The sequence below is a fragment of the Candidatus Tisiphia endosymbiont of Xenochironomus xenolabis genome (genome assembly GCF_964264705.1).
Classification (GTDB): domain Bacteria; phylum Pseudomonadota; class Alphaproteobacteria; order Rickettsiales; family Rickettsiaceae; genus Tisiphia.
The window spans coordinates 545,292-557,852 of the sequence record NZ_OZ183473.1 but is presented as its reverse complement, the minus strand read 5'-3'; the positions used below and the strand labels follow the sequence as shown (position 1 = coordinate 557,852).

The window sequence follows — 12,561 nt, the reverse complement described above, 5'->3', positions numbered from 1 at the left end:
TGAAATAGTAGGAATATATGGCAACAAAAATTCGTTTGGCAAGAGGTGGGGCAAAAAAACGTCCCCATTATAGAGTGGTTGTAGCAAATGCAACAGCTCCTAGAGATGGTGATTTTTTGGAGAAGGTAGGTACTTATAATCCTATGCTTGTCAAGGGTGATGCAAATCGTGTAATTCTAAAATCTGATCGTATAGAATATTGGTTAAGTACTGGTGCTCAACCTACAGAGCGTGTGGCAAAGTTTATTGAAGAAGCTGGTATAGCACTTCCAGCATCGATCAAAAAGAAAATGGAAATAAAAATTAAGAATCGTAAAATAAAACCTCCTAAGAAAGAGTCCAAAAAAGCTTAAATAACATGGCGTAAGCTGAAGAATTAATTATAAGTCTAAAAAACGTCATTGCGAGGAGCTGCAAAGCGGCGACGTGGCAATCTATAAAAGTGATTAGAAATGGATTGAGGTTTACACCTCCTCGAAATGGCGATGTGTTGCAAAGTATCTCCTCGCAATGACATTAAAGGTCACACGAGCTTTTTCTTATCTGCCGGATTAGCTCAGTGGTAGAGCAACCGCCTTGTAAGCGGTAGGTCGTCAGTTCAAATCCGACATCCGGCACCACAGCAAGTAACAAAATTATTTTTGTAATGCATAAGACAATTCCTTGTAGATTTATCAACTATTTAAAGTTCTATAAATTAGATCTCGCAATTGTCATGTTGGCATTATTATGTGTGTCAATTTCTTTGCTAGCAATAGGTGGAGCTTTTAGGCAGTTAATCGATAGCGGTTTGAAAGGAAATTATCTACAATCAATCAACCAATCAATATTATATATTAGTATTTTAATATTAATTTTTAGTACGGGTAGTTTTTTCCGTTCTTATTTCATTAATAATATTGCTGAAAAAATCGTTAGTCAAATTAGGCAAGAGGCTTACAGTAACATAATTAATTTCGATATTGTTTGTTTTGAGGATCTCAAAATTGGTGATATCATTTCCCGCCTGAGTGTGGATATAGAACTTATTTATAAGTTGATTGTCAATTTTCTCTCTTTTTTTGTTCGTAACTCAATAATGCTAATTGGTGGAATTATCTTAATGTTCTGCCAGAGTCCTAAACTCGCTGCGATTGTCATTATTATTATACCATTATTATTGCTACCACTAATAAAATTTGGCAAATATGTACGAAATTTATCAAAAAATGTTCTCCAATCACAAGCCAATATTACCGCTAATTTAGAAGAGAGCGTATCAAATATTTGTGCAATACAAGCCTTTAATCAGCAGGCAAATAAAGTAGCGGCTTTCAATAAGCAAATTTCTGATTATTTACAACATGCGGCAAGTCGTTTAAAAGTCCGTTCAGTATTTTTTGCTTTGGCTATTTCAGTTATACTATTCTCCATCACTATAGTTATATGGGTAGGTAGCAGAGATATAGTACAGGGTCATTTATCATCAGGTCAGATGATATCATTCATTTATTACGCTATCATCGCTGGTGTAAGTAGTGGGGGTATTTTTGAGCTTTTAACTGAAGTCCACTCATCTCTTGTAGCCTCGGAAAGAGTTTTTGTTCTTATAGATTATACTTGCAAAAATCAACTAACTAATGTTCCAATGGGTGATTATCAAGATAATAAATCTTCTTTGAGTATAGAGTTTGACAATGTAAGTTTTGTCTATCCATCAAGATTAGACAATTTAGTTATAGATGATCTGTCATTTAAGATAGATAAAGGTAAGTTTATTGGTATAGTTGGCAGATCGGGTGCTGGTAAAAGTACTATTATGCAATTAATGTTAAAATTTTATTTTCCTGAGAAAGGAACAATTAGAATTGCTGGTCAAGATATATCCAAAACTCAAGATCATCAGATAAGACGCAAGATTGCCTATGTTCCACAAGATTCAAGTATTTTTTCTGGTACAATTAGGTCAAATATTGCTTTTGCTAAACCTGATGCAAGTATGGAAGAAATAATAGAAGCAGCTAATAACACCGGTATAATGGATTTTGTCCAGAATCTTAAAGAAGGATTAGATACTGAAATTGGTGAGAAGGGTATTAGATTATCTGGAGGACAAAAACAACGAATAGCTATCAGTAAGGCAATTCTATATAACCCAGAAATTTTACTTTTAGATGAAGCAATGAGTGCCTTAGATAGCGAAAATGAACAAAAATTATTGAGTAAATTGCAAGAAATAATGAAAGGCAAAACTATATTATCGATTGCTCATCGTATTTCAAGTATAGAACAGGCTGATGAAATTTTGCTAATTGATCATGGAACGTTAATTGCTCGGGATACTCATGTTAAATTGTTAGAAAAAAGTGAAATCTATAAAATAATCTGCCAAGAACAATCAATAAATTTGTAAAGAATCATTATAATAATAGATATTTTAACTAAAATGACACATAGTTATCATATTAATAATTTATTTTTATATTGGAAGGTAATTTTATCAATTATTTGACTTGAATATTACGCAGTTTAAGCTAGAATCACCAATACAAAAAATGAGGTTTATTATGAAAAATTTATTAACTATTATTCTAACTTTAGCTTTCTCTATTTCTGCTTTTGCTGGAGCAACTTCTGAGAAAAAAGATTCAACTACTACGGATCAGCAAGAAGAAACTACGGATGCACAAGATCCAAGCATGAAGAAGAAAGACGACAAGAAAGAAGAAAAGAAATAATTTCTTTATTCTACAGGCTGGTATAGGATATTTTCTATACCAGCTCTCTCTTTGGAGTACTGCAAAAAAGCAGTATCATTTCTGTAGGTTCTTATCCTATTGCTATTCTTCCGTTATATCCCTTAGCTATACGTAAACTATTGTTATTTTCGCGTCTTATCTTCGAGATAGAAAAGTGCTAAGAATGTTAATGTAAAGAGGTTTGTAGGGATTTTGTTATAGGATTTGTAGTCATGTAAATGATATTTTTTGTTTGATATTATCAGATTCCAGAGATATAATCTCTTTCATGTATATTACAATCGTTCCAAACAGAAATTCTCGCCCTGCAATATTGCTTCTTGGCTTACGCCTTCTCGCAATGACGTTTTTATTGCTGTTGTAATACTTATAGAATAAAAATTGTATGGTACTATCGGAAGAAGAATGTACAAAATTTTTACCATAGCTTTTTTTCAAAAAATAGAGTATACTTTAATTAGATTAATTTTCAAAATAATTTTGATTCTTCAACAAAACCACAATTATTAACTAAAGAATATCAAATATGTCAAAAAGCACTTACAACTCAGTTACCCAAAAAGCAATATTTGCTGCGATACAATCAGTTAATCTACCAGCGATAAAACATTTATTGTCTAACAATGACATTGATTTAACAGTACAAACCACTACTGAGTTGAATATTCCTGGAATAGAAAAAATGGACTATACACATCTTACGCCTTTCTCTGCACTATGTGTATTGTATAAATACTGTCCAGGTAAGCATAGAGAAATATTAGATGCGTTTGATCAAATGTTTAATATTTTCTCAAAGTCAAATAAATATACCAACCCTGTAGATTCACAGGGTTGCACAGAATTTATGTGGGCTGTGTCGACAGGAAACCTTGATTTGATTAAAAAATCTTACGAGCTTATAAAGCAATGTGCTAATTACAACGTTAATCAGCAGGATAAAAGTGGTCGTACAGCTCTACATATGGCTGTGCAAAATAAGGTAGAAAAAGAAATTATTAAATATTTAATTAACGTAGGGGTAACAGTAGACTTACCGGATTGTCGAGGAAGGACTGCTTTATTTTACGCTACATCAGTAGACGATTTATCGGAACAAGGTAATAACCCGCAGGTGTATCTAAAGCTAGCAAATATACCTCTAGCTAATGAGTTGTTAGAGGATGGTGCTAGTCCTAATATACCATACCATGGAAAATATTTGCTATCAATGCTATGTGAGTATATATGGCGATTAAAAATCTATATAAAGTCTACTGATACTAAGGAACAGCTAAAATATGGGGCAGACATTAAAGGCTGTATCCCTATAGTAGAAAATCTAATAGACAAAATAATACACAGCGAAAAGTTTGATCATACTGCTAAAGATGCTGATACTGGCTTTACAGCTGTACACTGGCTATGTGAGTTAGGTGAGAAAGGTCCTGCTCTTTTACAAAAGTTACAAAACCTTGGGGCTGATATAAATCAGGGTGATGTTAGCGGACGTTCTACGCTAAATTGGTATTCTGATTATAACGTTCTTTCAATAGTAAAAAAACTGTTAGAGCTTAATAAAGCAAATGTAAATACACAAGCTCTTAATGGTGAAACTGCAGCACATGCTTTGTTTTTCAATGCAAGTAAGATTAATTCTGCTAAAGCAAAATTACCAACATTAGAACTTTTGTTAAATCACAACAACAAACCTCCTTATGATCCAACTTTGACTATGCAAGGTTTTACTGCTAAAGGTTTGTTACAGTTAATAATAACCCAGCATGGTGATAATGAAGACCTAAATAACTGTAGCAAATTATTAGATGAGTATAAGGAGTGGTATGATGAGACAGGTGTAAAACTATTAGAGGAGTGGCATAATGAGCAAGCTGCAATATTAGGGGCAGAATTGGCTAGTTTTAATCTCTATGAATAAATTATAGGACTCTATCGCTCATCTATAGCTAACTCTACATAACATACGCCAAATTTGTAGACGTTTTTAGTAAAGAGTACACAAAAACCTAGACCCTCTATTAGCGAGGAACCATTTTTGGTGGCATTGATGCAATCCAAAAAAACGATTAAAATGGATTGATACGTCAGTGCTTAAGCCTCCTCACTAATAGACAGCACGATGGATGTTTTTCGGCACTAATTCAGGTTAATTGACTATACCAGCACCAATCCACCATTAACATGGATAGTTTGACCAGTGATATAAGAAGCTTTGTCACTTGCTAAAAAAGCTACTACATTTGCAACATCTTCAGGGTTTCCCAAAGTTTTTAGAGGAATTTTTTGCATTATCGCTTCTTTTTGAGTTTCATTTAATTTATCGGTCATATTTGATTTAATAAAACCAGGAGCAACTGCATTAACTGTGATCCCTCTACTTGCCACCTCAAGGGCTAAAGACTTTGTCATACCTATCATCCCAGCTTTGGAAGCACAATAATTTGCCTGCCCTGGATTACCAGAAACTGCAACCACAGATGCTATATTAATTATTCTACCATAACGAGTTTTCATCATTTTTTTTATCGCTTCACGATTTAGAATAAAACTAGCTTTTAAGTTTATATTTATAACTTGCTCAAATATCTCATCGGACATTCTTATTGCTAGCATATCGTTAGTGATTCCAGCATTACAAACTAAAATATCTATTTGTTCAAGATTAGCTACCAAGTTATTACATTCCTCGCTATTGGCTAAATTGCATGGTGCTATCGTATAATTATTTTTTAAGTTATTACCCAATTCTTGTAGTTTTTCTTGGTTACTACCACTAATTATTACATGGCTACCAAGAGAGTGTAATAGCTTAGCAATGCTACCACCAATTGCTCCAGATGCTCCAGTAATTAGAGATTTTTTATCAGTTAAGTTTATCATTTTAGCTCCAATTTGTAGTTATTTAAGTATATTAGTTAACCAGAATAGTACTTAGCAGATATTTGTTATTCATCCTCTTCCATAATTACTGTTTCACTATCAAAGCTAATATTATGAGAAGATTTTTGACGAATTAGCTGTTCTATTTCATAGCAGATAGCAGGGTGTTCTTTCAGGTAATGTTTAACATTTTCTCTACCTTGTCCTATACGAATGTCTTTATAGGAAAACCAAGAACCAGACTTTTCTATTATTTCCAATTTAACACCAAGGTCTATTATCTCGCTTTCTTTAGAAATACCACTACCATACATTATATCAAATTCTGCAGTTTTGAATGGTGGTGAGACTTTATTCTTAACAACCTTGACCTTAGTTTGACTACCTACTACTTCATCTTTATCCTTGATTGATGAAATTCTTCTGATATCTAGCCTTACTGAGGCATAAAATTTTAAAGCATTGCCACCTGTGGTAGTTTCTGGACTGCCAAACATGACGCCTATTTTCATTCTAATTTGATTAATGAAAATAATTACACAATTAGTTCTGGAAATTGATGCGGTGAGTTTCCTAAGTGCTTGGCTCATTAATCTAGCTTGTAACCCCATATGGGAGTCACCCATTTCGCCTTCAATTTCTGCTTTAGGCACAAGGGCAGCAACACTATCAACAACGACCATATCAATAGCTCCAGAGCGTACTAGAGTATCAGTTATTTCAAGAGCCTGTTCACCAGTATCTGGTTGAGAAATAATAAGCTCGTCAATATTTACTCCTAATTTTTTGGCATATGCTGGGTCTAAAGCATGTTCTGCGTCAATAAAAGCACAAGTGCCACCTTTCTTCTGTGCTTCAGCAATTACATGTAAAGTTAAGGTAGTTTTTCCCGAACTCTCTGGTCCAAAAATTTCAATAATCCTTCCCTTAGGGAGACCGCCTATACCAAGTGCTAGGTCAAGTCCTAGCGATCCTGTTGGTATTGCCTCAACGTCTACAGCTCGACGTTGCCCAAGTTTCATAACCGAACCTTTGCCATAACTTTTTTCAATTTGGCTAAGTGCAGCAAGTAGTGCTTTTTCTTTGTCTATAACATTCATTTTTAGAATCTGCTAAATAAAATCAAGTTAAATTTATAAAGTAACATACGAGAGAAATCCAGTAAAATAATATCACGACGATTTACAAACCACAACTAAAAATAGAAATATAACCATTCCTTATTTCTTTATATTTTCTTCTTATAGCTAATCCTTGTTGTCATTGCGAGGAGCCGCTTTGCGGCGATCCAAAAAATGACCATGAATGAATGCTTCTTGGCTTAAGTTTTCTTACTAATAGACGTCTTGTACTTTAACTTATAAATTTATCTGACAATGTAATAATAAAGTAACATATAATGGGAGAGAAAATCACTATAAATCTATATGCTGCTTTTCATAGCTTTCATGTCGCTCTTGCGATTCAATACACAAAGTTGCAACGGGTCTTGCTTCTAAACGTTTTAAACCAATTGGTTCTCCAGTTTCTTCGCAATAGCCATATTCATTTTTTTCTATCCTTACCAAAGCCTCTTCTATTTTATCAATAAGCTTACGATACCTGTCTCTTGTTCGTAACTCTAGTGCCGTATCCGTTTCAATTGATGCCCGATCATTAAAATCTGGTTCATTCCAATTTTCTTCCTTGAGATGGTTTAAGGTTTCCCTCGATTCTTCCAACAAAGAACGTTTCCATTCAAGAAGTTTTTGTCTAAAATATTCTAACTGTTTAGGGTTCATATATTCTTCGTCGTTAGAAGGCTTATATCCTTCCAGTAAGGTAATTCTAGACATATAGGTTTCTCAATATTAAAAGTATGGATAATATAACGTATAACTAAAAATTATGGCAAGAAGATTATAATATTTTGCTATCAGATTTTGATATTGGGTGGGCATTATTATAAATATTCTCCAAATGTTTTAGACTAACCTTAGTATAACGCTGGGTAGTTGATAAGCTTTTATGCCCAAGTAATTCCTGAATAGACCTTAATTCTGCTCCATTTTCAAGTAAGTGTGTCGCAAAACTATGCCTAAAGGAATGAGCTGATAAATGTTCCGGTAAACCATAGAAGCGACGTAATCGTATTAATTCACGATTAAACACTGGAGCTTGTAATTTTTTACCCAACTTACCTAGAAATATTGGGTCTTTTTCACCGATACTATAAGGTAATTTATTTAAATATTGTTCTATAAAATCTTTAGCTATTGGCGTCCATGGTATTATCCTCTCCTTTTTACCCTTTCCTGTTATTTTTATAAACTCTAAGTCTTGTAGATGAGATTTAGTTATCGATAATGCCTCAGATATTCTAAGCCCAGCAGCATAAATAAGCACCAATAGGGCTTTATTTCTCAATTCCACCCATTCTAAATCAGTAAAATTATCAATATGTTCAATAGATAATTGAGCGTCATCCTGCGATAAAGATTTAGGTAATATTTTAGCTTTCTTAGGACTTTTGATGGAAAAAATGGCATGGCAAGTAATATTAGTGGTCTTTTCTAGATATTTATAAAAATTCTTGATCGCCGACAAGCCTCTAGAATTAGAAGCTGCTAGGTAATTATCTTGCTGCCTTTTAGAAAGCCAGCTCCGTACTAGCCTTATATCAACTTGCCTTAGAGAATTAATGGTTATGATTTCCGAGTTATAATGATTTAGGAAATTTAGAAAATTTTCTAAATCATTTTTATAAGAAATTATCGTATGTTCCGAACAATTTCTTTGTAATTTCAGATATTTTTGCCATTTATCTATCAACTCTAATATTTCTTGTTGTTTTTTTTGAATCATCGATTATTTACCTATACAAAAATTACTAAATATTTCTCCTAACACTTCTTCAACGCTAATCTTACCAGTAACATTACTCAAACTTCTAATAGCCATTCTAACATCTTCTGTAGCTAACACTAAGTCATTTTCGCCATTAAAATTCTCATTATTGAATTTTTTTAAATATTCTAAGGCTTTTTCTATAAATGCTCGTTGACGTTGTCTAGTAATATGCGGGGTTTCGGTTAAACCAGCTATATTATGAGCAATATTTTCAATTTCCTTTAACAGACTATCCATCCCAATATTATCTTTTATAGAAATCTTTAAATAATTTTTCTTTAATGTATCTTTACATATATCTATTTGACACTTATCATCTAGCAGATCAATTTTATTGATCAATATTATTGTATTGTCATCAATTAAATTATCCAATGAGGGTGAGTTGCTTAATTTTACCGCATCAAGCATAACTATTTTGATATCAGCCATTCTTGCTAATTCAATTGCCCGTTTGATGCCTTCTAATTCTATTAAATCATTACTATCCCTTATGCCAGCTGTATCTTGTAATATAATTGGATATCCTCCAATATCTAGATGTCCCTCAATTATGTCACGAGTTGTTCCCTCAATATTTGAAACAATGGCAACATCTCTTTGCATCAAAAAATTAAGTAAGCTAGATTTACCAACATTAGGAGCTCCTAAAATGGTTAATTTAATGCCTGTTCGAAGTAATTCCCCACGTCTATTATCGTCAAGATGTTTTATTATAGCATATTTAAGTTCACCACTAAGAGTCATAACCCTATTTAATATTTCTTGCGGAATATCTTCATCGGGGAAATCAATATAAGCTTCTAGTAAACCAATAATAGTCAGTAAAGTTTGTCTCCACCCATTATAAAGTGTTTCGAGTTCTCCTCCAACTTGCTTAACCGCCTGCCTATGTTGCCAAACAGTTTCAGCTTCAATTAAATCGGCAATACCTTCTGCCGCAGTTAAATCAAATTTACCATTTAAAAACGCCCTACGGGTAAATTCCCCAGGCTCTGCCATTCTTAAACCTTCGATGGTTAACAATGTTTCAGTTAGCATAGCAGCAATTGCTATACTGCCATGAGTATATATTTCTACTACATCTTCTCCAGTAAAGCTAGCTGGAGCTTGGAAGTATGTTACAACTGCTTCATCAATTAATTCTTGATTCTTAGGGTTGATAAGTTTTTTACAGTACATGACTCTAGGAATAAACGTAGCATTATCATTTTTAATTAGGTGTTTTAATGCAACCAAGCTGTTAGATCCAGAAATACGAAAGACTGCAACACCAGCTTTTCCTGGTTTAGAGCTTTGAGCAAAAATAGTTTCCATGATGGTGCGAGCCTCTTGCTAAGTAATTTATTTTAATTATAATACATTAAATAGCTTAGTCTGGGATAAGAATTATGCTAATCTAAATAAGTTTTTGAGAATACAGGTGTTATTAGACTTTCTTTATAAATCAATCTAGTTGGTGACTTATGTAGAAAGTTTTTTGAAACAATAATAAACTTTGGTAACAATATGACAATAGAAAAAGTTACAATAAATAAGGCTGCAGAGAGAGTGTCTTTATCTTTAAGTAGACTTACTTGTCAAGTGCCTAATTATAAATCAGAAATTTTATCATTAAGTAAGGTAAAAAATGGAGAGCCACTTTTTAATAAATTTATACAAAAATTTTTAGTTTATATTCCTGTAGATTATAGGTTTAGAGATAGACAAGAATTATTTGGCGAGTTTGCTTATAGTGCTTTTCAGTTCTTTAAAGAAAAGCAACCTAGTAAAAGGAAATTGCAGATTGTCAGTACGGTAATTGAAAATAATCCTGCTATTAATATTTTGTTATTGAACGAAAATAAATCATTCATAGTTGATTCGATTATTTGTTTGTTAACAACTCTCAACTTGAAAGCTAAATTTTTACTTCATCCTGTTATAGCTTGCGTAAGAAACAATGATGGTCATTTACAAGAAATATTGGATGTAAAGCAAGATAGTGACGAATCTTTAGTACATATAACTATTTTAGGGAATTTTGATCAGAGCGATATCAATTCTTTAGAAAATTCTCTGAATAAAACTTTAGATCAGGTCGATACTACTCATAATGTGTGGTCTAAATTATTGAACAGAGTAACAACGATTTCAAATGAGATTCAAAATAATCAACAATTACACAATAACTATTTAGATTATAATGAGTCTATAGATTTCTTAAATTGGTTAAAAGATGATAATTTTACTTTTTTAGGTATGATTAACTTTGATCTAATTTCCAAAGATTTTTCCTCAGAGGAAGGTGTCCAGAAAATATGGCAAGGACAAGATACTAAAAATGAAGTTATTGATATTATTGAACGCTCAGCAAGCCCATTACATAACAATAAATTAGTCATTTTAGGTAAAATTAATACCCTATCAAGTGTACATAGAAATAACTTAGTAGATTATATTTTAATCAAGAAGATCGATCAGGATAAAAAGTATCTTTCAGGTAGCATAATTTTTGGTTTATATAGTTCTGCAATATATTACCAGCTAATTACTGATATTCCTATATTAAGACAAAAGCTACAATTCGTTCTAGATAAATCTGCCTTTCCGACTGATGGATATAATACCAAAAAGCTTAAAAGTATAGTTCAATCTCTACCGAAAGAAGCTTTGATACAGATTGATGAAGGTGATCTATACTGTATGTGCTTACATGTACTTTCAGGTATGATGAGTAGAAAACTCAAATTATTTATTCAACAAGATTGGTCTGGTTCTTTTATTAATATCATAATATTCTTATCAAGAGATCGTTTAACACCAGAAGTACATAGTGCCATAAATTGTTATTTATCCGATACACTTAATGGGGTAATATTATCAGATTATATGGCAGAAGTGGCAGAAAATTTTTCATATTTATTTGTTACGTTAGAGGTGCAGAATAAAAATAGCCTTAATTTTGAAGTTGAAATAATAGAGCAAGAATTAGATAAACTTTCCACTCGTTGGAGTGAAGATTTTTATCATAAATTATGTAAAAATTTTGGTGAATATCAGGGAGGAGTAAATTTTAAACTTTTTGATCCAATTTTTCCTATTGATTATAGAGAGAAATTTAATGGGCAAACAACTTTAATAGATATTGAGTATCTAAAAGAGGCAAGTATTTATCACAAGCCTATATTTAATTTAATTACTATAAATAATAGTGAATTCCGGCTAAAAATTTACAGTCCTGCTCCCAAATTAGCTCTTTCCGACCTACTACCATCTATAGAAAATTTGGGATTCAAGGCTATAGATGAACAAAGCTTTGCTATAAAAGGAACAGAAGATATTAGATTTCCTGCAAAAGTCGCTTATGCTGAGGGATTTGAAGGAGACTTGGCACGCAGAACCGCAGCGTACTTAAAGGTACGTGAGGATTCGAGTACCGACTCGACGTACAAATCACCAGCAGAAGTAGAGTTTTGCGGGAAGTCTATTAAAGAGAGTTGGATATATGAGTTCACTCTCGAACCATTAATAACTATTGAAGGCAATATTGATTTGCTTAAAGCCAATGTAGAAGAGGCTTTAGATAAAATATCTCTCGGACTTTTAGATAATGATTCTTTAAGTAAATTAATAGTGTTATCAGGATTTAATTGGTGGCAAGTTAAGTTAGTCAAAGCATTAACTAGATATTTACATCAAACAGGCTTTATCTATGGTAAGGGTTATGTTCAACTGACCTTAATAAAGCATTTTCTATATACTAAAATGCTAGTTGATTTGTTTGATGCTAAATTTAATCCGGCAAACTTTTCAGATGAACGTACAAAAACTATAAAAGACAGTATCCTTAGCTATCTTAATAAAATCACTAGTAGCAGTGAGGATAAGGTTTTAAGGCATATGTTTGGTACTATTGAAGCTATTGTTAGAACTAATTGCTATCAATCTAGTTCTATAGTCAATTCAGGAGAATTTGGGGCTAGGAGCGATGGAGCGACGCCTATAAGTAATAGGCGAGCGACGAGCGACAACGTCCCCAACTTCTCATCAATTGACTATAATTTGCAGAATG

General features: G+C 32.7%; 9 protein-coding genes, 1 tRNA gene and 2 pseudogenes. 7 read left to right on the top strand and 5 right to left on the bottom strand.

Annotation, left to right across the window (positions count from 1 at the left end):
- Positions 1 to 17 precede the first annotated feature (17 nt).
- From rpsP to ACFELY_RS02740, 5 genes are all read left to right on the top strand, one after another.
- Positions 18 to 353, top strand: a complete 336-nt coding sequence (gene rpsP / locus ACFELY_RS02760) for a 30S ribosomal protein S16 (protein WP_341759631.1) — start codon at positions 18 to 20, stop codon at positions 351 to 353.
- A 192-nt stretch (positions 354 to 545) separates the two neighbouring features.
- Positions 546 to 620: transfer RNA gene (locus ACFELY_RS02755), tRNA-Thr, on the top strand.
- A 26-nt stretch (positions 621 to 646) separates the two neighbouring features.
- Complete coding sequence (locus ACFELY_RS02750; RefSeq protein ID WP_375333567.1) at positions 647 to 2,392, top strand: ABC transporter ATP-binding protein; 1,746 nt, start codon at positions 647 to 649, stop codon at positions 2,390 to 2,392.
- A gap of 154 nt (positions 2,393 to 2,546) precedes the next feature.
- A complete protein-coding gene (locus ACFELY_RS02745; RefSeq protein WP_341759633.1) occupies positions 2,547 to 2,717 on the top strand; it encodes a hypothetical protein in 171 nt (56 codons plus the stop codon).
- Positions 2,718 to 3,264: 547 nt separating this feature from the next.
- On the top strand, positions 3,265 to 4,656 hold the full coding sequence (locus ACFELY_RS02740; RefSeq protein ID WP_375333566.1) for an ankyrin repeat domain-containing protein: 1,392 nt from the start codon (positions 3,265 to 3,267) through the stop codon (positions 4,654 to 4,656).
- 236 nt (positions 4,657 to 4,892) lie between these two features.
- On the opposite strand, the gene fabG is transcribed toward ACFELY_RS02740, so the two are convergent.
- From fabG to mnmE, 5 genes are all read right to left on the bottom strand, one after another.
- Entirely contained in the window at positions 4,893 to 5,618 is a 726-nt protein-coding gene (fabG, locus tag ACFELY_RS02735; protein ID WP_094648950.1) for a 3-oxoacyl-ACP reductase FabG, read from the bottom strand.
- Between the two features lie 65 nt (positions 5,619 to 5,683).
- Positions 5,684 to 6,718, bottom strand: a complete 1,035-nt coding sequence (recA, locus tag ACFELY_RS02730; protein WP_375333565.1) for a recombinase RecA — start codon at positions 6,716 to 6,718, stop codon at positions 5,684 to 5,686.
- Between the two features lie 315 nt (positions 6,719 to 7,033).
- Positions 7,034 to 7,453 carry an RNA polymerase-binding protein DksA gene (gene dksA / locus ACFELY_RS02725; protein WP_094649386.1) on the bottom strand — a complete coding sequence of 140 codons (420 nt, stop codon included), beginning with the start codon at positions 7,451 to 7,453 and terminating at the stop codon, positions 7,034 to 7,036.
- Between the two features lie 64 nt (positions 7,454 to 7,517).
- Positions 7,518 to 8,462, bottom strand: coding sequence for a tyrosine recombinase XerC (locus tag ACFELY_RS02720; RefSeq protein ID WP_375333564.1), 945 nt, complete (start codon positions 8,460 to 8,462; stop codon positions 7,518 to 7,520).
- Positions 8,463 to 8,465: 3 nt separating this feature from the next.
- The gene (gene mnmE, locus ACFELY_RS02715; RefSeq protein ID WP_375333563.1) at positions 8,466 to 9,824 is read right to left on the bottom strand and encodes a tRNA uridine-5-carboxymethylaminomethyl(34) synthesis GTPase MnmE; all 1,359 of its coding nucleotides are present in this window, start codon (positions 9,822 to 9,824) and stop codon (positions 8,466 to 8,468) included.
- A gap of 192 nt (positions 9,825 to 10,016) precedes the next feature.
- Here mnmE and ACFELY_RS02710 point away from each other — a divergent pair.
- Positions 10,017 to 10,556: pseudogene (locus ACFELY_RS02710) on the top strand (glutamate dehydrogenase); the annotation flags it as partial.
- 273 nt (positions 10,557 to 10,829) lie between these two features.
- A pseudogene (locus ACFELY_RS07475) lies at positions 10,830 to 12,440 on the top strand (palindromic element RPE1 domain-containing protein); the annotation flags it as partial.
- Positions 12,441 to 12,561 lie beyond the last annotated feature (121 nt).

What these genes read in the sequence shown, in the direction of transcription:
- dksA (WP_094649386.1), bottom strand. Translation starts at nt 7,453, where the DNA reads ATGTCTAGAATTACCTTACTGGAAGGATATAAGCCTTCTAACGACGAA.
- recA (WP_375333565.1), bottom strand. Translation starts at nt 6,718, where the DNA reads ATGAATGTTATAGACAAAGAAAAAGCACTACTTGCTGCACTTAGCCAA.
- ACFELY_RS02740 (WP_375333566.1), top strand. Translation starts at nt 3,265, where the DNA reads ATGTCAAAAAGCACTTACAACTCAGTTACCCAAAAAGCAATATTTGCT.
- ACFELY_RS02745 (WP_341759633.1), top strand. Translation starts at nt 2,547, where the DNA reads ATGAAAAATTTATTAACTATTATTCTAACTTTAGCTTTCTCTATTTCT.
- fabG (WP_094648950.1), bottom strand. Translation starts at nt 5,618, where the DNA reads ATGATAAACTTAACTGATAAAAAATCTCTAATTACTGGAGCATCTGGA.
- ACFELY_RS02720 (WP_375333564.1), bottom strand. Translation starts at nt 8,462, where the DNA reads ATGATTCAAAAAAAACAACAAGAAATATTAGAGTTGATAGATAAATGG.
- rpsP (WP_341759631.1), top strand. Translation starts at nt 18, where the DNA reads ATGGCAACAAAAATTCGTTTGGCAAGAGGTGGGGCAAAAAAACGTCCC.
- ACFELY_RS02750 (WP_375333567.1), top strand. Translation starts at nt 647, where the DNA reads ATGCATAAGACAATTCCTTGTAGATTTATCAACTATTTAAAGTTCTAT.
- mnmE (WP_375333563.1), bottom strand. Translation starts at nt 9,824, where the DNA reads ATGGAAACTATTTTTGCTCAAAGCTCTAAACCAGGAAAAGCTGGTGTT.